21 protein-coding genes, 1 pseudogene and 1 riboswitch are annotated in these 20,485 nt (G+C 46.3%); of the genes and pseudogenes, 6 read left to right on the top strand and 16 right to left on the bottom strand.

Translation table 11 applies throughout. The annotated features are described in order from the left end of the window. Positions 1-6: 6 nt before the first annotated feature. From C3B52_RS29825 to C3B52_RS29840, 4 genes are all read right to left on the bottom strand, one after another. The gene (locus C3B52_RS29825; protein ID WP_103109989.1) at positions 7-831 is read right to left on the bottom strand and encodes an alpha/beta fold hydrolase; all 825 of its coding nucleotides are present in this window, start codon (positions 829-831) and stop codon (positions 7-9) included. 125 nt (positions 832-956) lie between these two features. Then, positions 957-1,955 (bottom strand): ABC transporter permease, encoded by a 999-nt coding sequence (locus C3B52_RS29830; RefSeq protein ID WP_103109990.1) that lies wholly within the window; start codon positions 1,953-1,955, stop codon positions 957-959. A gap of 1 nt (position 1,956) precedes the next feature. Further along, complete coding sequence (locus C3B52_RS29835) at positions 1,957-3,447, bottom strand: sugar ABC transporter ATP-binding protein (RefSeq protein ID WP_103109991.1); 1,491 nt, start codon at positions 3,445-3,447, stop codon at positions 1,957-1,959. Between the two features lie 163 nt (positions 3,448-3,610). Continuing rightward, entirely contained in the window at positions 3,611-4,624 is a 1,014-nt protein-coding gene (locus C3B52_RS29840) for a sugar ABC transporter substrate-binding protein (RefSeq protein ID WP_103110035.1), read from the bottom strand. Between the two features lie 113 nt (positions 4,625-4,737). Continuing rightward, positions 4,738-4,864, bottom strand: a riboswitch (SAM riboswitch). Positions 4,865-5,080: 216 nt separating this feature from the next. Here C3B52_RS29840 and C3B52_RS29845 point away from each other — a divergent pair. Further along, positions 5,081-6,361, top strand: a complete 1,281-nt coding sequence (locus tag C3B52_RS29845) for an ATP-binding protein (RefSeq protein WP_103109992.1) — start codon at positions 5,081-5,083, stop codon at positions 6,359-6,361. On the opposite strand, the gene C3B52_RS29850 is transcribed toward C3B52_RS29845, so the two are convergent. Beyond that, positions 6,351-7,232, bottom strand: a complete 882-nt coding sequence (locus C3B52_RS29850) for a GNAT family N-acetyltransferase (RefSeq protein ID WP_103109993.1) — start codon at positions 7,230-7,232, stop codon at positions 6,351-6,353. The two genes, C3B52_RS29845 and C3B52_RS29850, sit on opposite strands and share 11 nt — an antisense overlap. A gap of 247 nt (positions 7,233-7,479) precedes the next feature. Here C3B52_RS29850 and C3B52_RS29855 point away from each other — a divergent pair, with 247 nt between their 5' ends. Both C3B52_RS29855 and C3B52_RS29860 read left to right on the top strand, forming a co-directional pair. Beyond that, positions 7,480-8,367, top strand: a complete 888-nt coding sequence (locus tag C3B52_RS29855) for a hypothetical protein (RefSeq protein WP_103109994.1) — start codon at positions 7,480-7,482, stop codon at positions 8,365-8,367. Positions 8,368-8,535: 168 nt separating this feature from the next. Then, positions 8,536-8,964 carry a MoaF-related domain-containing protein gene (locus C3B52_RS29860; RefSeq protein ID WP_235615902.1) on the top strand — a complete coding sequence of 143 codons (429 nt, stop codon included), beginning with the start codon at positions 8,536-8,538 and terminating at the stop codon, positions 8,962-8,964. Positions 8,965-9,092: 128 nt separating this feature from the next. Here C3B52_RS29860 and C3B52_RS29865 read toward each other — a convergent pair. Further along, positions 9,093-9,203, bottom strand: a pseudogene (locus C3B52_RS29865) (LysE family translocator); the annotation flags it as partial. Positions 9,204-9,246: 43 nt separating this feature from the next. Next, positions 9,247-9,768 (bottom strand): GNAT family N-acetyltransferase, encoded by a 522-nt coding sequence (locus C3B52_RS29870; RefSeq protein ID WP_103109995.1) that lies wholly within the window; start codon positions 9,766-9,768, stop codon positions 9,247-9,249. Between the two features lie 156 nt (positions 9,769-9,924). Between C3B52_RS29870 and C3B52_RS29875 the strand changes: the two genes are divergently transcribed. Further along, positions 9,925-10,578 (top strand): glycosyltransferase, encoded by a 654-nt coding sequence (locus C3B52_RS29875; RefSeq protein ID WP_201264962.1) that lies wholly within the window; start codon positions 9,925-9,927, stop codon positions 10,576-10,578. A 142-nt stretch (positions 10,579-10,720) separates the two neighbouring features. Here the strand turns inward: C3B52_RS29875 and C3B52_RS29880 are convergent, their stop codons facing one another. The 7 genes from C3B52_RS29880 to C3B52_RS29910 all read right to left on the bottom strand — a co-directional run bounded on the left by C3B52_RS29880 (position 10,721) and on the right by C3B52_RS29910 (position 16,562). Further along, complete coding sequence (locus tag C3B52_RS29880; RefSeq protein ID WP_103109997.1) at positions 10,721-11,059, bottom strand: DUF1801 domain-containing protein; 339 nt, start codon at positions 11,057-11,059, stop codon at positions 10,721-10,723. 32 nt (positions 11,060-11,091) lie between these two features. Beyond that, entirely contained in the window at positions 11,092-11,526 is a 435-nt protein-coding gene (locus C3B52_RS29885) for a YciI family protein (RefSeq protein WP_103109998.1), read from the bottom strand. A gap of 16 nt (positions 11,527-11,542) precedes the next feature. After that, positions 11,543-12,799 carry an RNA polymerase sigma factor gene (locus C3B52_RS29890; protein ID WP_103109999.1) on the bottom strand — a complete coding sequence of 419 codons (1,257 nt, stop codon included), beginning with the start codon at positions 12,797-12,799 and terminating at the stop codon, positions 11,543-11,545. Next, on the bottom strand, positions 12,796-13,230 hold the full coding sequence (locus C3B52_RS29895; RefSeq protein WP_103110000.1) for a YciI family protein: 435 nt from the start codon (positions 13,228-13,230) through the stop codon (positions 12,796-12,798). Before C3B52_RS29895 ends, C3B52_RS29890 begins: the two co-directional genes overlap by 4 nt. A gap of 108 nt (positions 13,231-13,338) precedes the next feature. Continuing rightward, positions 13,339-13,731: a VOC family protein gene (locus C3B52_RS29900; protein ID WP_103110037.1), complete on the bottom strand. Its 393-nt coding sequence runs from the start codon at positions 13,729-13,731 to the stop codon at positions 13,339-13,341. A gap of 618 nt (positions 13,732-14,349) precedes the next feature. Continuing rightward, positions 14,350-15,600: an aminopeptidase P family protein gene (locus C3B52_RS29905; RefSeq protein WP_373419750.1), complete on the bottom strand. Its 1,251-nt coding sequence runs from the start codon at positions 15,598-15,600 to the stop codon at positions 14,350-14,352. Between the two features lie 227 nt (positions 15,601-15,827). Beyond that, a complete protein-coding gene (locus C3B52_RS29910; protein WP_103110002.1) occupies positions 15,828-16,562 on the bottom strand; it encodes an IclR family transcriptional regulator in 735 nt (244 codons plus the stop codon). 189 nt (positions 16,563-16,751) lie between these two features. On the opposite strand from C3B52_RS29910, the gene C3B52_RS29915 reads away from it, so the two are divergent. Continuing rightward, positions 16,752-17,627, top strand: a complete 876-nt coding sequence (locus C3B52_RS29915; protein ID WP_103110003.1) for a dimethylarginine dimethylaminohydrolase family protein — start codon at positions 16,752-16,754, stop codon at positions 17,625-17,627. 74 nt (positions 17,628-17,701) lie between these two features. Here C3B52_RS29915 and C3B52_RS29920 read toward each other — a convergent pair whose 3' ends face one another. Together C3B52_RS29920 and C3B52_RS29925 are read right to left on the bottom strand one after the other, a co-directional pair. Then, positions 17,702-19,093: a hypothetical protein gene (locus C3B52_RS29920; RefSeq protein WP_103110004.1), complete on the bottom strand. Its 1,392-nt coding sequence runs from the start codon at positions 19,091-19,093 to the stop codon at positions 17,702-17,704. Beyond that, complete coding sequence (locus C3B52_RS29925; RefSeq protein ID WP_103110005.1) at positions 19,090-19,647, bottom strand: sigma-70 family RNA polymerase sigma factor; 558 nt, start codon at positions 19,645-19,647, stop codon at positions 19,090-19,092. Before C3B52_RS29925 ends, C3B52_RS29920 begins: the two co-directional genes overlap by 4 nt. Before the next feature lie 167 nt (positions 19,648-19,814). Between C3B52_RS29925 and C3B52_RS29930 the strand changes: the two genes are divergently transcribed. Next, positions 19,815-20,429 (top strand): DJ-1/PfpI family protein, encoded by a 615-nt coding sequence (locus C3B52_RS29930; RefSeq protein ID WP_201264963.1) that lies wholly within the window; start codon positions 19,815-19,817, stop codon positions 20,427-20,429. The last annotated feature ends 56 nt before the right edge of the window (positions 20,430-20,485 follow it).

A 20,485-nucleotide genomic window follows, 5' to 3' on the forward strand; every position in this document is an offset into this window, starting at 1 on the left:
TATCCCTTATAGCAATTGGGCTAGATTCATCGCATATACATCTGGGCGCAGCTTCGCCTGCTTTTGAATGAATCCGATCGAAATGCGATTGAACTCTTCAGGCTGATCGACATTGACGACATGACCAGAATTCGCCACCAGACTCAGCTCTGAATACTTTCGCTGACTTACTCGCGTCTGAACAGAAGGCAAAAACATATAATCCTCGTCACCCATAATGTACATCGTTGGAATCGGAGGCTCTTTTGCTAGCAGTGTGTGCAAGAAGGAATTGACGCCTTTCGTGAGCTTGAACCATCGTTTGAATTCCTTTTGGCACAGTTTTTTGGCTTCTCTGACAAATAACGAGCGGGATTCCCGATGTCTTTCACTCGGCATGATCACCCAAGCGAACAGACGGTACAGCCACATGTACGGAACGATATGCTTAACCAGATTACCCAGTGTAATCAATAGCTGGGAACGGAAATTGAGCCTGGTCACAGCACCTGCCAAAACCATGGAGCGTATCTTTTCCGGCTCCTTTTCTGCAATGATCTGAACAATGATGGTTCCAAGCGATATGCCCACAAAATGAGTCGATGTAATACGCAGATGATTCAGAACATCAATGACATCTCTGCTCACATCTGCAAAGGTATAGTCCTTGAACAGCTTGCGCTTGGTGTTTTTGGATTTGCCATGCCCGCGCAGGTCGACGAGGAGAATATTGAAGTTCTCTTTGTAGGATTTGATCTGTTTATACCAAATGGATGAGCTGCCCCCTGCCCCATGAACAAAGGTAACCCATTCATAGTTTTCGCCACGTATGTATGTCTTATAATGAATCACTTATATTCCCCCTCACCGTATTATATAGGAGGGGTGTCAAGAGTGAAAGTGTTACCATATTATTGAAAAAAAGACTGCCAAAGCTCCCCCTTTGACAGTCTCTCTTCCTTATATTTAAAAGCTTGCTATGCCTTTCTTTTTCGACGCAGCTGATAATACGTGACTGCCAGTGCCAGTGCGAGCACGGTCCCTTTAATAATATCGTAGGCATAATACGGCAGATTCAGCATCGTCATCCCGTTTAACAAGACCCCGATCAGAATCGCCCCCACGAAGGTTCCGAAAACGTTTGGCTTGCCTGCCCCAAAAACGGAGAACCCGACAAACGCGGCAGCTACCGCATCCATCAGCATCGAGCCGCCACTGCTTACTTGTCCTGTTCCGATCCGTGCTGCGAGCAGCATTCCACCCAGTCCTGCAAACAGAGCAGATAGTACATAGGCAAGCGTCCGATAGCGATTCACCGGAATCCCTGACAGACGTGCCGCTTCCAGGTTGCCGCCCGTCATGTACAGCATCCGTCCCTGTCTCGTATAGGTCAAATAAACATGCGTAATGGCAACAAGCAAAAACGTTAAAATAACGGGAACGGGGAGCGACAGAATCTTGCCCTGCCCTAGCCAGAGAAACCATTCCTGGAATTTGCCTGGAGCAGTCGTTCCGTCTGTCATCGGCATGTTCGCATAAATGGAATAGCCTTTGGAATACGTCATATGAATCCCGTTTACGATATAGAGCATCGCCAAGGTTGCCAGCAGATCGGGAATCCGAATCTTTACAACCAGAAAGGCATTGATCAAACCAACTAGCAGGCTCAGTGCAATCGGAATCACTAAAGTCGCTACGACACCCTGTTCATACCACACCATCATGGAGGCCGAAACAACTGTAGTGAGTGACACCGTAGATCCGACGGAAAGGTCGAATCCCCCTACAATGAGGGAAAAGGTAACGCCGATCGCAACGAACGTCACAATCGAAATGGAACGCAGAATGTCGGTAATGTTGTCATACGTAAAGAAGTACGGATTGGTAAGGCTAAACAAAAGCATAACGATGACAATAACTGCCACTGTTCCATATTTATAAACAAAGTCAAACAAGCTAAATTTCTTTCCTTCCACGCTACTCACCTCCGCTTGCATAATACATAATCAGCTCTTGGGTCGCTTCGGTGCGACTCAGTTCTTTGACGATTTTTCCTTCGAACATGACGAGAATACGATCCGCAATCCCGATCACTTCCTGAAACTCGCAGGAAAAATACAGAATCCCCTTTTTTTGCTCGGCCAGCTTCCCGATCAAACGATAAATATCACTTTTGGCGCCAATATCTACCCCTTTGGTCGGTTCGTCGAACATAAAAATACGCGAATCCGTGTTCAGCCACTTCCCGATCGCGACCTTTTGCTGGTTACCACCGCTGAGATAACCAACCAGCTGCGCGATATCAGCCGTTTTCACACCAAGCTTTTGTACCAAATCTCTTGACTGCTTGGATTCGATTCCTTTGCGGATAAAGCCAAGTGGAGAAAAGCTGGCCAAGGTAGCTACCGACAGGTTGTTGTTGACCGATTCTTCTACAAAAATGCCTTCCTTTCGTCTTTCCTCCGGCACGAGAACGATTCCGGCATCGACAGCATCCTTGGGAGAAGTCATGCGCACTTGACGTCCTTTTAGCCTGATTTCGCCGGAATCCTTCTGATCTGCGCCGAACAGCAAGCGAGCCAGCTCCGTTTTCCCTGCACCCACAAGTCCGACCACGCCGACAATTTCGCCCTCGCGTACATGCAGATCGGCCCTGCGCACCTTGCCACCGGCCACAGCCCGGGCCTCAAGAACGGTTTCTCCAATCGGCACCTCTACTTTCGGGAACTCCTCGGAAAAGCTTTTTCCCAGCATGTGCGAGATCACTTCGTCCATGCTCGTCGCCGCTGTCTCAGTCGTAATGACGCCCTGACCATCTCGCATAATCGTGATCCGATCACAGATTTCAAAAATTTCCGGCAGACGGTGGGAAATGTAGATAATCCCTACTCCAGCGCTTTTTAGCTGTGCGATGATTTGAAACAGCCGCTCGCTTTCCTTTGTGCTGAGTGGAGCGGTCGGTTCGTCGAAAATGACGTATTTTGCTTTTTGCACAGTAGCGCGCGCAATCAGAATCAACTGCTTTTCTGACAGCGTACATTGCTCCACCAGCATTTTTACGGGGATAGAAAATCCGAAGCCCTGCAAAATCTTTTCCGATTCGGCGTACAAGCTCTGCCAGTTGAGAAATCCCTTTTTCTTCGAGGAAACAAGCTGATCTAGCAAAATATTTTCAGCTACACTTAAATAAGGAACGAGTGCGGTATCGACCTCCTGATAGACGCACTGAATGCCCAGCGCCTTGGCGTCCTGCGGAGATTGTATCGATACCTCTTTGCCGTCGATGGAAATAGCCCCTCCATCTGCCTGATAGGCTCCTGTAAGAATCTTCATCAATGTGCTTTTCCCTGCCCCGTTCGCTCCTAGCAGCGCGTGAACCTCGCCAGCCTTCACTTCAAACTGCACCGACCGAAGCGCCGGGACGCCAGAAAACTGCTTTACAATGCCTTTCATTTGTAAGGTAGACATGCGCTGCACCTCCCCGATTCAAAAAAGTTAGCTCTTCGTGAACAAAAAAACCTCTATCGCGGCCAACTCACCTGTGAGCGACCGCGTTTTAGAGGATCGTTTTATCGTGGTAATGCCAGATGCGAGCATGGCTGCTTTCGCTCGCTGACGCACGTAGCTGTGATTACTTGCCCCACTCGCTTACGTATTGGGACAGGTCGCCCATTGTTACTTTTTTATCCTTTGGCAAATCAGATTGCTTCACCAGTACTGGATTCAGCTTGACGTTGTCAGGCACTTGCTCACCCTTGATCTTTTGGAAAACAGTTTGTGCATGGATGCGTCCAATATTCGATGGGTCAACCGCTGCAGTCGCTGCCCATGGAGAGTTCGCCTCCTGAATCAGCTGCAAATCCTCATCGCTCAAGTCGATTGAATATACTTTGATTTCATTGCGGCCTGCCTGCTGGATGGCACGAGTAGCACCTTTGGCAAATTCATCCCACGCTGCCCATACAGCTGTGATATCGCCCTTGTTCGGGTACTTTTTCAAGATCGCTTCCATCTGTGTTTGCGTGTCCAAAGCTGTATTGTTGGTTGCCGAACCAAAAGCAGCAATTTCCTTGATATCCGGGTACTTTTTGAGGAAAGCATCATACGAAACTTGACGTTTTTCCATTGGGGCAAAACCGGCTACCCAAATTTTTACGATGTTTCCTTTGCCGTTGTTCTCTGCCGCTAGCTGCTCCAGGCTCAGCTCTGCCAGCTTGTTATCATCCTGCTCTACTACTGGCACACCTGGCAATTTAATATCGGTGTCAAAGAGGACAACCGGAATTTTCTTGTCAATTGCTTTTTGCGTACCCTGCTGCAATGCTTCTGCTGTACCGTGGTCGATCAAGATTCCATCAAAGTGCTGGTTTACCGCTGCATCCAGATTGGAAGCCATTTTCGACAGGTCTGTATCGGCGTTGAATACAGTCAATTGTCCGCCGTTTTTCTCTACCTCTGTTTTTACGCCATTGATGTACTGCGCAGAGAATGTACCTACGTTTTGGCGCATGATCAGTGCGATCTTTTTCGCATTGTCGCCACCCGCTCCGCCTGCACCGCCTGTTGCACCGCCACTACCGCATGCTGTCAGCACTACCGACAGTGCCAATACTACTGAGCTTACCAATCCGAATTTCTTTTTCATCTCCATAATCCCCCTTTTTTCTGTCTTCCTTTTTCCGCTAAAGCTATGTGCCAAAGCAACCAAAAAAGCCTCTTTCAACAGATGAAAGAGGCTTCAATCGACAAGATTCCCGCCTCTTATCTGTCAGGTAGCATCTACCTGTTGGAGTTAGCACCTTGGCTTGCAAGAGTTAAGAAACATCTCACATGCTAGGTTGCCGGGCTTCATAGGGCCATTCCCTCAGCCTTCTCTGGATAAGAGTTGTTATTATATTCAAAACGTTTTGTATTAGTATATACAGACTATAATCCTTCCATTACCCATCTGTCAACTGGGTGTTTTGAACAAGATTGAGGCTTGGTGTAGCCAAGTTTTCTAAAAAGAAGCGGGACCAAAGAATTAGAGGATTTGTGTTGTGTCTTGTCGAAATATTTAGAATCGATACATAACCTAAACAGTCTGGTATGGGGATGTCCAATGAGCCTACTAAAAGAAGTGATTCTACAGCTCTTCTTTGCTCTTACTCCGTTTGTTTTGTACAACATATATTACCGAGACAAGCTCCAAAATTACAGCAAAGCCTTTATTCTCATAACCAGCTCGATCAGCCTTATTCTTGCCATGACGTTTGCTTCCAGTGTTGTCGACGGCATCATTTTTGATATACGCTATGTCATCCTATTTTTTGGACTTGTCTATGGCGGCATGCAGACAGCACTGATTCTGCTCATCGAGTTTATCATCTATCGGTGTTATTTGGGTGGGGAAGGAACGGGAGTCGCCCTTCTCATGCTCGTGTGCAGCTTTCTACTCTCCATCGTGATTTACAAGCTATACCAAAAGACTCATAAGAAAACTTTCTTTACCTTCCTCGCTGGAATCGTTTTTTCCGCAGTGGCGCTCGGACTGACCTTTATCTTTTTTCCTGACTATGTGAAAAAGCATCTGGCTTATCATGTGTTTGTCATTCCTGCTCAAAACTCGATAGGCATTTGGCTCCTGATGTCGTTATTTGGCAAGTCGATAGCAGACAAGGAGCTATTCATTGCCCACGCCCAAAATGAAAAAATCCAGGCCATGAGCCATGTCGCTGCCTCACTCGCACATGAAGTTCGCAACCCGTTGACTGCGGTAAAGGGCTTCTTGCGTTTAATGCAGGAGAGTCCTAATGAACGTGCCAAAACCGAACAGTACATCAAGATCAGCCTCGATGAAATCAAGCGAACGGAATCCATATTAACGGAATACCTTTCCATCTCCAAGCCTCTACAGGAGCGCTCTGAGCCGATCAATGTATCCGAACAGCTCCATGTCATTCAAGAGGTCATGCTTCCTTTTGCCAACATGCATAATGTGGAGCTGGATGTACAAATATACGATACGCCTGTAACGATCATCGCCAATCCTGACGAGATCAAGCAGGTGCTGGTCAACTTTGTCAAAAACTCAATCGAGGCTTGCGCGGAGGTACAGAATGGACGTGTCATACTATCGATCCTGATAGAAAAAGGAAACGCTATTCTCATGATCACTGATAATGGAATTGGCATGGATGCGGGGCAAATCCAGCGCCTTGGCTCTATTTATTTCTCGACCAAAACGAGCGGGACAGGTCTAGGTCTCACCTACTCCTATCATGTCATCCATTCAATGGGCGGCACCGTTCAGGTAACAAGTGAGCCGTTTATCGGGACCCAATTTACGATTACGTTTCCTTGTCATGTAATCGAAAAAACGGGAACAAACCTTACTGCCTGAGCACTTTTATCATAAATACCTGCTCTGCCATCCGGGTAAAGCCTGCATCCTGCAATGCGGTAACGACTGCTCGGTTTCCAGCTGGCAAATTCACAGTCAAGCGATGGCATTCCTGATCCAGCGGCGCAAAAGCATGGGCCAGTGCATAGCGGATGATTTCGGCATGATCATGACGCTGTGGATCGGCCTCACAATGAAAAAGCAGGATCGTCGACAAAGCTTTGTTTTCATCATAGAGCCGTCGATACAGAGCATATCCAATGATGCGCTCTTCTCGATCGATGACGAGGAGCGCTTCTTTGTTTTCAATCGTTTGCCATTGTATGTCCCATACCGGATTCGTCCAAAAAAGCAATTGGTATACGTCATGAGGCATCCCGTGCAAAACGCGGTAGTGGGACTGAGAATCTTCGCTACAAATTGTACCAAGCGCAGCTTTCTTTTCAAGGAAAATCGACTGATCCACCAGCTCGAACCCCATTTTTTCATACAACGATATCGCTTTTTCATTTTCTCGTATAGCGACAAGTGCTGCGAGCTCTACCTCCTGCTCCTCGTAAATGCGGAGTGTCTCCTCCATCAATGCCTGCCCAACACCTTGCTTGCGATAGACTGGAGCAACTCCGGTTCCTCCATTCCACCCCACCTTTTTGCCGTTACGCTGCCAAATCCCATTTAATACGATCCCTACAGGCTCATCGTTCATAAAGGCAATGACAGAATGGAGGGGAGACAGCTCTTCCTTCCCCATTTTCAGGGAGAGCGTGTCTGCCGTTTTGGATTGATCAAAGTAGTATCCTTCAAAACCGCGGTTGTAGGCCTGTACCGCCTCATCTAGCGTGCATTGGTTATATCTTTTGAACGTGAGCATAGAATCTCCTCCACAATGGAAATGTGATCATTGTAGTTATTTTACTAAAAATTTCTAATTAATAAAATATTTTTTATTAAAAAGAACAACTTCACCACACCAAATCGCTCTCCCCTATTTTACGATCATATTACAGCAAACACTTATAAAAGAATCATGTTTGACCGATATGAATAAAGTGAATGCTACCTCTTCCTATTCCTATATGAGGACGTCACTATTACTCGACATCTTGGAGGAAACGTAAGTGCAGTATAAATCCCGTTCCTTTTCGCTCTTGGCTCTCGTTACATTATTCGTATTCATGACTGGCTTTTCCACTGAAAACAAGCAAATAAAAGCAACCTGGATCTGGTATACGAGCTTGATTGCTTCCGAGCCTGATCAGATTATTTCGTTTAGCAAGGAACAAGGCGTAAACCTCCTATACTTGCAGATGGACCTTTCACAAAAGCCTGAATACTATCGTCCGTTTATTCGAAAGGCAAGTGAGGCGGGCATAGACGTTCATGCGCTTGGGGGAAGTCCACAATGGGGCTTGGAAGCAAACCGCCCGAGAATCCTCGCATTGGTTGACTGGGTCCTTGCCTATAACCAAACAGCTGGAGAAGAAGAAAAATTTAGCGGTGTACATCTCGACATTGAGCCTTACTTATTGCCGCAATGGAAGACAGATCAAGCATCCGTCGTCAGACAGTGGAAGGAAAATGTAGAGGCCTATACAACACATGTCCAAAAGGACCCAAGACTGGAGATTGGCTGCGATATTCCGTTCTGGCTGGACAAGGTGTATTTGCCAGATGAGGCTGAACCTGCCTCCGCCTTTAGCAAATGGCTAATCTCCAAGCACGATCATGTTACCATCATGTCCTATCGCGATCGTGTCGAGGGACCGAACAGCATCACTGCTTTAGTTACGGAGGAAATGGGCTGGGCTGATGAGCTGGGGAAAAGCATACTGCTCGCTGTAGAAACAAAAGAAAGTCACGAAGGCAATCATATTTCTTTTTACGAGGAAGGCAAAAGGTATATGAGCCTCATGCTGTCCCGGCTGTCGGACTTGATGTCTGTTCACCCATCCTTTAAGGGAACCGCGATTCATTCTTATGAGCATTGGGCCGTATTGAAAGAATAATAGACAAATCGCAAATGAAAAGGCAGTGGAAGTTTCGGACGTGAAAATAAAGTCCTAGACTCCTACTGCCTTTATTAGTAGCTATTGTACCGTCAGCCTAATTAGGTATTCAACTCAGAGCATACACCTATATTTTACATATACTGCTCACAAAAGGAGGAGTATGGTGTGCATCTGCCAGTTTATTTTCCCTATACGGGTTACCCTGTCTTGTTTTCCTATCCTTATCATCCCAATTTTCAGCATTTGCAATATAGTCATCTAAGCTCTGTCCCTGTATACGCTGGTAAGACCTATCGATATGATTATGAAGATGGAAATGTGTTTATCATTCATTTTTTTGACCCTACTCATCGGCATGATCAAGGGATTGCAGGACCGCATACTGGATTAAATGGGTACTATACATTCAATTACGTGGAAATAGCTCCTCGCGTTTATTTTATGTATTGGTTGGAAGAGGTTTACACGGTCAGCCAGGTTGCAGACTTTAATAGGATGCTTGTCTATACCCATTATACCTATAATGATAAGGGTGTTCGAAAAAGTCTATTCCATTCCGGTACCATAACCGAATTAGACAGCTTCCCCTCGTAATCCAGTCTCATCCTTTTGCAAAACGATCCTTCCTGCAAGAATAAACGAGGCTACCGATTTACACTACCGGCAGCCTCGTTTTATGTTTCGTATCGAATCATGTTCATTCAAAAATAGTACATCTATCGCTACCTGCGATCAAAAGCAAGTCTCACAGCAAGACCTGTCAAGACACTTGCCATTAGCCATCGCTGCACCCGTATCCATGATGAGCGTGTGCCAAACCACAAAGCAACTCTGAACACACCAATTTACATTCTCTCTCTCCGTAGTTCATTAATGTTAAAATTTGTAATACCAAAAGACCGCTTTTTCATGAGCTGTCTGAAAGGTTGAATACAACATATTATCTACTCCACCAATAATAAAGTTGTTTTTTGCGTAGAATCGGCATGCTGAAATATTAACATCCTGTGTTTCCAGCATAACTCCAGCTAAATTATTCTGAATAGCCCACTCGATAGCCTTTTGCAATAATATGGTTCCGATGCCTTTTTGTCTCCAATCTTTAGCAACAGCAATATCTTCAATGAGAGCGTAACCGTTCCAATTAATGCAGAGCTTAATTTGTCCGACGCAATTCTTATCATCGTAATATAGGAAAACAGCTTTGTCTGGTTCGTCAATATAACTAATGTCGATTTCCTCATCCTCATATTCTTTGTAATATGGCTCGGTAAAAATCTCCTCTGTATAAGTCCAAATTTCATTTTCGTACTTTGGTATAATCCGGCCTGATACGAAAAAGCCCTCATTCGCCTTCTTAAAATCGTCCTTATTTAACTGCGTCATTTTTACGATCATCAACTCATCTCCTGGTTGGATTTTCAAGGTCATTGTTTCTGAAGGATAAGGCTATGATTCTGCCGGCTCCACATCTCTGTATAAAATTGGGTATTTTAACCATAATAAAACAGCCTAATATGATTTATTCCAACCTGAACAGAGGAGTGGATGAATATGAAAAACAAATGGATACTTGCGATTCTGTTAACCTCGGCACTCGTTTTTAGTATGATGCCAACAGCAGTATCTGTGCAAGCTAAGGAGGGCAATAACAAGGATTCCGTTTGCCTAAGTCCAAAAATGGTGCAGCTGAAAACAGATATGCAGAAAGTCTGGATCGACCATACGATTTGGACGAGAAGCTATATCGTCAGTGCCATATCGAATCGTCCAGATCAGAAGGACGTTTTGGACCGGCTTTTGCAGAACCAGCAGGACATTGGGAATTTGATCATGCCTTATTATGGGGAAGCCGCCGGGAATAAGCTGGCTGATCTACTGAGAGAGCATATTCTGATCGCAGGGAAGATTGTAGCGGCTGCCAAAGCGGGCAATCAGGCGGATGTGAAAAAGTTAGAGGTGGATTGGCATAGAAATGCTGATGATATCGCAAAATTTTTAAGCGCAGCGAATCCGAACTGGCAATTTAAAACGCTGCAGGATATGCTTTATCAGCACCTTCAGTTGATTACGGAAATAGTCCTAGCCTGCCTCAAGGGAGACTGGAAAGCGGATATAGCAGCGACCGACAAAAATGAGATCCATATGATTCATTTAGCGGACATTTTGACAGAAGGCATTGTGAAGCAGTTTCCTGAAAAATTCTAAACTCATTCGATAACGCTGCAAAGCACACCTAGTCTGCCGGATCACATGTCCGGCAGACTGGATTTTGTCACACGGTCGTTCCTTCGCTTTTGCTGGAAATATAAAATCATTTCATTATGTAATCCCTATAAAACTTGCTTGATTATAACGTCGACGCCGCTTGACCTACCAGATCGACAAATTGCTGGCTATCAATCTGTTGTCCCTGCCGCAGCTTAATCGTTTTCCGTTCAGGTGGCCCATCAAATCCTTCCGGCAGTGAGAATCCGGCTGTATTGAAAATGGTGAAGCTTACCGCATCTTTCGAAGTGGAGATTACGGCTGCGTACTTCCCGCTTTTAAGAAAATGCGGCTTTTTATACTGCATTCGTTCTTGAACATCGGGAATTGCTTCATGTACAACCTCCCGAAGACTTGCGCAAAGCTCTTCTTTCCACTGTTCTTTTTGTCCATCTATAAATTCCGTTACTTCCAGGTTCATCGTTCTGTCTCCCTTCATTGGTTCAAGGTACCTTATCTGTACTTCAACATGCCAATCTGACTGCGCAGCTCATACTCCAAGCCTTGCTGGAGAGAATCGGTGTAAGTCGATGACTGGTCATAAACCCGTCGCAGCTCAATAACCCCTTCGCCGTAGCCATTTGGGTCCGGCATGCGCAATGCCCATTCGATCGCTTCCTCTTCGGAGCTTACTTCAATGAGTGTAAACCCAGATACCAGCTCTTTCACTTCGCTGATCGGCCCCCACTCGAGTACTGGCCGACTGCCTGGTTTATGGAAAGACATGCGTAGTCCACTGGAGCTCGGGTATAATTGTTCGGTTGCAACAAGTATCCCAACCTCTTCCAGCTCGTGAAAATAGGACTGCAAGGCATCCATGCTCGACTGGCTTGGCGGAATACCGGCTTCGTAATGTCTTGTCACTTTCGTCATCATTACGTACTTCAAATCCCTTCCTCCTTTACTAAGTCGACTCGCATTCTGCCGCACGTCGAAGCAGCAGCTGCTGTTCCTGTTCGTTTCTTGTCAGCGAGGCCGCGAATCGAAATGCGTCACGAGCCTCTTCCTTGCGCCCAAGCTTCTCGAGGAGATCGGCTTTGACGCTGGGGAGCAAATGATAGTCCTTCAGCGCCTTCCCTTCCTCCAGCCGCTCTACAAGCTGAAGACCAAATTCCGGGCCGAACGCCATCGCGATAGCCACTGCTCGGTTTAATTCAACTACGGGGGAAGGCATCACCCGTGACAACGCCTCATAAAGAGCCGCAATCTTCACCCAGTCGGTCTGTTCGACGGCGCGCGCCACAGCATGGCAGGCTGAAATGGAGGCTTGCAGCGCATACGGGCCAAGGGGACGACCACAAGACTTGGCACGTTCAAGTGCAGCTAATCCCCGCCTGATCAGCAAATGGTCCCATTGTGCTCGATTTTGGTCCTTCAGCAGGATCGGCTCACCAGAGGAAGTGACACGGGTTTTAAACCGGGACGACTGGAGCTCCATAAGAGCGACTAATCCATGCACCTCCGGCTCAGCAGGCGCCACCTCAGCCAAAATGCGTCCTAATCGCAGCGCCTCCTGGCACAATAGCGGCCGCAGCCAGTTGGTGCCCGAGGTAGCCGCATATCCTTCATTAAATAGAAGGTAAATCACCTCGAGTACGGACTCCAAGCGTTTCTTCAACTCGTTGCCAGTCGGAACTTCAAAATCTGCCCGCGCTTCGCGCAACGTCCTTTTGGCACGGACAATCCTTTGGGCAATGGTCGGCTCTGGAACAAAGAAAGCACGTGCAATTTCGTCTGTGGAAAGTCCACCGAGCAAACGAAGCGTGAGTGCGATACGTGCCTCACGCGATAGAACTGGATGGCACGCCATAAAGATGAGTCGCAGGAGATCATCTCCAATCTCTCCATCCCCTGCATTACTTCTCTCATCTTCTGCAAACAAATCGCTGCTGCGACCAAGCTCCTCAACTTTCCTGTCATGGATTTTGTTACGACGCAGCATGTCGATGGCACGCCGTTTCGCAGCAGCCATCAGCCAAGCACCGGGGTTATCGGGTATGCCGGTTTCCGGCCACTTCCGGAGCGCGATGACTAGCGCGTCCTGCGCAAGATCTTCTGCAAGATCGATGTCACGAACCATTCTTGTCAAACTGGCGATGATTTTTGACGACTCCAAGCGCCAAATTGTATCGATAGTACGACGAGCAGTGGAATCCGTCACGACTGAGTACGCTTTTGCAGCTCAGCCATCAGTGCAGCATGGTCAGCAATGAGCTCGGGATTGTCAGTGAGCTCCGGACCCTCAAAAACTTGACGAAGCTCGATTTGTCCCTCACCGAATCCGTGGGGATCTGGCATGCGCATGGCCCACTCGATTGCTTCTTCTCGTGATCGAACCTCGATTAGCGTATAGCCGGCGATTAATTCCTTCGCCTCGCTGAACGGTCCATCGATAATGGTCGGTTTTCCTCCAGGCTCAGGATAAGAGATGCGGATAGCGCCTGAACTTGGATGCAAACCATCCGCGGCAATCAAGACACCAGCCTTGGCAAGTTCCTCATTGTACCGCATCATTGCTTCGAAAAGCTCCGGGTTGGGTGGTAATCCTGCTTCGGAATCCTTTGTCGCTTTGACAATCATCATAAATCGCATACTGTAAGCTCCTCCTCTTATAAAAAACGATAAACCTCATATTAACTGTGTATTCTGGCTTCTATTATGACGTTGAATAAACCAGGATGAAACCCTCTTCACTCTTCACTACTTCACAATCTGCCAATTCACTCCAAACTTGTCTTCGACTTCTCCGTAAAAAGCTCCCCATGGCTGCTGTTCAAACGGATACTTTACTGTACCGTCCTTTGCCAAATTCTCGAAGGACTGGCGGGCATCCGCTTCATCTTCATGAGTGAGTGCAAGTGAAATGAATCGTCCTCTCCCAGTCGGTTCGAAGGAGTCAGAAAGGAACAATAGGTTCCCTCCGGCTACGGTCAACACCAGATGCATCACTTTATCCTTGATTGCTTCTGGTGTTCCGGGGGTTTGCCCGTAAGTCATAATGGAGCGGATTTCCCCTCCCAATGCTTGCACATAGAATGCAGCCTGCGTTCTCGCGTCCTCCGAATGAATGTAAGCGTTGAGTTGTGCTGTCATGTTCAACATCCTTTCCTCTTCGTTATTTGACCTTCTATTAAGGCGACGAACCGAAGACGACAAAATCGACATATCCGAAAAAAATTTTTTAAAAAAATCGCTCTTTTTGAGAAAGCGATCTAATGCCTTTTCAATCCACGCACCAAAGAAAAAAGCAGCCTTTCTTGCTTCGTCGGCTGCCGCTGGTTAATTGAACTAACGTTCTCCGTTAATTAAACTTTATCCTGGTTACGCTTTAATCTTTCGACCTCGTTTTCTAAATAATGTAAACGTCTGTGTATTCTATATATAATTGGTAGATATGCAATAATAACGAGTAAAACCCATCCCATGTACACCCCACCTTTTTAAAATAATTATTTCCCTAAAAACGGTATCACAATCTACGGAAAATTTGTGATTTCATTTTCATATTAAGTTAACTGCTCGTTAGTTTACCTTGGCCACCATTCTAAAACCATTCAAGCTGTGTTAGTTTTACCTCTGCTATAAATGTTTTAGACTGAGCTAACTAAAAATAAATAAGCGCAGTCTAAAACCTTAAAATAAGTTTGTAGACCGCGCCATATCTATTTGAACTATCTCTTCCGCGTCCGTTTAATCGTATCCTTACACTCGCTATTCCTTTTTCCCAATCAACAATTCCACTTCTTCAATTTCCTTCGGGATCTGCGATGAGAGCACCTCGCAGCCGTCTGCCGTTACTAACACATCATCTTCAATCCGAATTCCGATCGCTTCTTCCTCGATGTACAAACCAGGTTCAATCGTGATTACCATACCAGGCTCTATGGCAGCACTGTAATCCGAGACATCGTGCGTATCCAGTCCAAGATGATGAGCCACGGAATGATAGTAGTACTTGGACAACTCACTGCTCTCTTGGATGAGACCGAGACGGAGCAGGCCATCTGTTAAGACTTGCTTCGTGACCTCATTTAGCTGTTGAAGTGTGACACCAGGCTTCACTGCTGCGATGGTCTTGATTTCTGCTTCGAGCACGAGCTGATAGATTTCCTTCTGACGTTCTGTAAAATGGCCATTCACGGGAAACGTTCGCGAAATATCCGCCGCATAGTAGTTCGATGCTGCTCCGAGGTCGAGGAGGACCAAGTCGCCATCTTCCGTACGCTGATTATTCTCTTCATAGTGCAAGATCGTAGCATTGATTCCGCTAGCAATAATAGGTAAGTAAGGAAGCTCGCGAACACCATGCGACTTCAATGCGAAATCATAGTGCGCCTCTAATTCATATTCCATCATTCCTGGACGTGCATGCGACCACATGCGCCGGATCGCTTCATCCGTGATCGCAATCGCACGTCTGATTTCTTCAATCTCTGCAGGACTTTTCACCATACGCAGTTCCTTCAGCCATGGGCCTGCATCGTGAATCTGCAGGGTCCGATATTTCTTCTGTGCGTCTTCGGCAAAAGCTTCTGCAGGAGTCAGCTCATCGCTCCACTGATAGCGATACAGGTCAAGATAGAGCGAGCCCTTTCCTTCGCAGCGCCTCATAAAGGTTGCAAATGCCTGAAGCCACTCATCGAGATAGTCGAAGTGTTCGATACCAGACTGCTCTTTAGCCTCTTGATCCGATAAAACAGCTCCTGTCCATTTCGCTTCCAGTTCATTTGGACGCTGAAGAAATAACGTTTCGGTCACAATGCCAGTGCGTTTCGTGATCATGAGAATGAGGTTGCTGCGAGCAATACCAGTTAGATAATAAAAGTTGCGATTCGGCGAAAACGGAAATTTATCGTCATTGCTGCGTGTCTTGACGTCCCCTGAAAATAGCACGAGTGCGCTGTGATCTGGCATTTTTTCCGCGAGTTTCTGACGGCGATTGATGAACTCTTTTGAATCCATGGTTCTTGTCATTTGTTTTCTTCCCCTTCGTTCATGAGTTTCTGCATGGCCTGATCCAGCTCTTTCACCGCAGTATCTTTTCTATACCTTTCTTCTAATTCCACTACCATTTTTTCTCTATTTTACCACACCGATTTCACCAGCAAGCAAACAAAAAAGAGCGGACAGGCTTCCGCTCTTTTTCACATTCCAAAATAAATTCCAGCATACGAACTAAAGAAGAAAGACTAGTAGCTCCCTAATCTTTGCGATGTTTTTTGGGCGACTTCTTTTACTTTTTGAATTAAAAATTGCAAGCGCTCTTCTTTTAAATCATACGTCAAAATCCCGATACTCAAAGCACCAATCACTTTTTGATTGTAATCGAGTACTGGGGCCGCCACCGATGCTGTATTCTCTGTTCTCTCTCCGAAGCTCACCGCGTAGCCTTGTTGCTTTATCTCCGTCAGCTTTTCCAAAAACGCCGGCACATGCTCCTGCTCAATCAATTGCTGCAGGATTTGCTCAGCCTCATTGGTCGACATATTCGCTAGAATCGTTTTATTGGCAGCACCGATGTTGAGTGGGATACGCAAACCGAGCTGATCATAGACGCGAATATTGTGCTGGCTGTCGATGCGATCTACGATGATAGATTCAAGTCCGCTCGGTTGACTGAAGTAAACGCTTTCTTCTACTTCTCTGGCAAGCTCCTCAATCATCGGTTTTATCACTTTGCGGTAGTCGATCCGGTCAAGTACCCGGAGGCCAAACTCCATCCATTTGACGCCCAAGGCATACTGCTTGCCCACCGCATCCTGTTCCACTAGCCCGTGCTTCATCAACGTGTACAGGAGCCGATAGATGGTACTCACTGGAAGATGACATTCTTTCGATAAATCGTTTATCGTCCACCATTTTCTTTGTTCGTCCGACGAAAGTGCCGTCGCGATCGCCATCGCTCGATCAAACGATTGGATCACGCTCATCTCCCCTTTATCTGTCTGTATCCGGTATACCCCATATCTTAAACCATTTTCTATAATTTTGTGAATCGTAAAAAAAAAAGAACACCCCGCAATTGACAGTGTGAAACGAGAGTGTGTAAACTAAGTGTAAAATATTTCGAAATATGAATATAATTCTACAATGTGGAATTAAAGGAGGCAACTATGTTCTCAGGCAGCCAATCCATGGTCAAAAAGATGAAAACCGTCATCATCAAACACCCTAATCAGGCCTTCATCAGTCAGGAGCATTTGGACCAATCCTGGAAAACGTTCAACTATACAGATAATGTCGACTGGAACAAAGCACAGGAGGAATATGCAAAATTCGAAGCCATTCTGCGAGAGCACGTAGAAAATGTACTTCACCTCCCACAGTCTGACCAAACCGGCCTCGACTCGATTTATGCCCATGACCCTGTAAAGTTCACCGCCAAGGGTGCCATTATTTTAAAGTCAGGCAAGCAGCTTCGTCAGGGTGAAGCGGAAGCATACAAAGCCTTTTTACAAGAAAACAACATCCCGATCTTGGGTCAACTGACTGGTGATGCCCTCGCAGATGGCGGCGATTTGGTCTGGCTCGATGAGAAAACGCTTGCAATCGGACTTGGCTTCCGCACGAATCAGGCAGCGATCGCGCAAATCACCGAAATGGTGAAAGACTTTACCGAAGAAGTCATCGTCGTTCCGCTTCCTTATGATCGCGGCGCAGAAGAATGCTTGCATCTGATGTCCGTCATCAGCATGGTGGATCATGATCTCGCTGTTGTTTATTCCAAGCTGATGCCTGTATTCTTCCGCCAGCTGCTGATCGACAGAGGTATCCAGCTGATCGAAGTTTCTGATCACGAATACGAGAATCTCGGAAGCAATGTACTGGCACTGGCACCTCGTGTATGCATGGTTGTTGCCGGAAATCCAGCTACCAAGCAGCTTCTCCTCGATGCAGGCGCAACCGTCTATGAATACGAAGGCCAGGAGATTTCCTACAAAGGTACAGGCGGTCCTACTTGCCTGACTTGCCCTGTAGAGCGTGTGTAAATGTAGGCAGTTCGTCGCTGCTATTTTCCCCAAGCAAAAAGCCACTTTCGCAGTGGCTTTTTGTCATATTTCATCTACTTTTTTGAAAGAATAGGAATGATGCCCTCAAATATAGACTCCTCCCTATCCAGACCACTCAGCAACAAATCATAGCTGTCTTTTTTCTTTACCGGGAAGTCAAGTGTGACCGTCTCCCTCGTATCGGCTACGATTAATTCATTGTAGTTTTGACCGTCGATTCTGAGCGTAATCTCTTCAGGCTCCTTATTCGGAATCACAATAAAGAGCTTGTCATTCTCGTAGTACACCTTTTGGATATGCAAGGTTCGTTTGCCAAATGAGATATCCCGCGGGTACTTGTCCTTCATACTAAGAACATGGCTGTCTCCTATTTTTCGATTCGCAACGATTCCATCAAAACGAAGCTCTAGCCTCTCTGGAAGATCAGAATGGTAGAAAGACGGAATAAACTTGATCGTATATTTGTCTGTCCCTAGGATCTGTTTGACGTTTGGATTGAGCGTATCATCCATAGCACTATATTCATTTCCTTTTTCATCTACCAGCCTAGCATTTTGCAAGCGTTTCAGCTCGAACCCGTTCTTGAGCTTTGCCTCCAGCTCTACCTGCATCATAGTGGGAGCAGCTACCATTTGATTCACCGAGAGGGAATTCAATATTTCCTCTGCGCCCAGCCTGGACTCTGTATTACTACCTTCTGTCGGCTGGATTACCTTTTCGGCTGCAACGACTGCTTTTGGCAATGGCACCCGCATTTCCGCCAGTACCTCATTTACTTCCTTGTTCTGTCTTTGGATCGTGATGGGAAGTACCGGATTAGGCTGGTTCACCAGCTCCTGCATTTTCTGTGACTCCAGCAAATAGTTTGCCTTTATAACAAAATAGTAGGTGCCTTTAATAAGCTGAAGATCCTTTGATGCCCCTCCACTAAGACTCATATCGCCCAGACTTACATCTAGTCCTCCGTACAGTAGCGCAAATTTTTTGTCCTCATCATTATCTTTGACAATTGCCTCAAGCTTTTCTCCCGAAACCAAGAGCGTATAAGTGATCCGCCGTTGATCAACCATGAGGTCCTTGAGCTGAAACGTAAAGCCGTCCTTCTCCACCTTTATTTCAGGCAGGATCGGATAGCCATTCTTTAAGGCATGAGAAAACCCTTTATCCGGGGTCGTCCATTCAAATTGCTCCGGATACCGCTGCCCCCCTGTCACCCCAAAGATACTCTCCGCTCCAGAAAAAGGCTGAACCACCTGCAAAAAGAACGTAGCACAGACCGCCACACCTGCCGTCCACGAAGCAATCTTCCAGCCCCTACGCCGATTTTGTGTTTTGATTTTTTTCAACACTTCTGTTTCCAGCTGATGCAATTGAAACGGGTACTGCTCTCTTACCGCCTGCTTTGCAGATCGGCCCCACTCTTTCCACACACGATCCTCGCTCATCCTTGTCCCCCCTTGGACATGCTCTCTCTTAATTGCTTTCTAGCGCGGTGCAATCTCGTACGGACAACCTCCTGGGAAACAGAAAGAATCTCCGCTGCCTCCTGTATGGACAAGTCCTCATAATAATGCAGCAGGATGACCTGCCTGTACTTCGGTGCGAGGGAGTGTATATACGCTACGATCTCATCCCGCTTGACTCGACTGAGAATCTCTTCTTCCACCCGATTCGTTGCCTGACCGTCCAAAAGATTTCCAAGATGGTCATCTACCGTTGGAAAAATGTTGCGAAAGGACCACGAGCGAAAATGCTTTTTGCATTCATTCATGGCAATCTTGTAGAGCCAATGCTTGATCTGACCTTCCCCGCGAAATTGGTCCAAATGACGGTATGCCTTGATAAACACGTTTTGCGTGATATCCTCCGCCAAGGAATGGCTCTTTACCGTGAGGCAGATGAGATGGAATACATTTTCCCCGTACTCCTGCATCAGCCATTTTAGCCGAGCTTCCCTCGTTTCCGCCAAGCTAGCCGGTATTGTTTCTGCTCCGTTCAACCTGTTTCACCTCATCGCTTGTTTCTACTAAATATGATCCTTCTGCGGTCAGGTTTGTGACAAATCGGGCGATCGTAGACTGTAAATAATGTCCAATAATAAAAACCGCTGTTTTTACAACGGCAAAAGGAAATGGAATATAATAGAAGACAGGAGTGTGAGCCATGATGAAAAAGAATTGGAGCGTCGGTATATTTGTCTTCGACGATGTTGAAGTACTTGATTTTGCTGGTCCCTTTGAAGTGTTTTCCGTTACGACTTATCCTGACCAACATGAGGACAGTCCGGAATCCAATCCGTTTCTCGTAAAGCTAGTTTCAGAGACGGGCGAATTGGTACATGCCTGTAATGGATTGAAGGTGCAGCCGGATTACAGCTTTGACAACGCACCACATTTTGATATTTTAGTGATCCCTGGTGGAATTGGTGCCAGAGAGAAGGAGATTTACAACGAAAGAGTCATTCAGTGGATTTCACAGCGGATGGATAGTGTGAAACTGATGACATCCGTTTGTACAGGTGCTCTTCTGTTGGCGAAGGCAGGTCTTCTCGACGGAAAAATGGCAACGACTCATTGGGGGAGCTATGATAGACTCGAGAATGAGTTTCCAGCTGTCACTGTAAAAAGGGATGTCAAGTTCGTTGATGAAGGGAACATTGTGACATCGGGTGGGATTTCTGCCGGAATCAATATGACCTTCCACATTGTTAAACAACTGCTAGGTTCGGAAACTGCTCAAGCAACAGCCAAGATAATGGAGTACGATATCACCATTGAGTAGTGATTATTTGAGTGTGTCACCCATAAATTCACAATAGGAGTGAATGGTCTATTAGT

This window comes from Brevibacillus reuszeri, assembly GCF_002897295.1.
GTDB classification, from domain to species: Bacteria; Bacillota; Bacilli; order Brevibacillales; family Brevibacillaceae; genus Brevibacillus; species Brevibacillus reuszeri_A.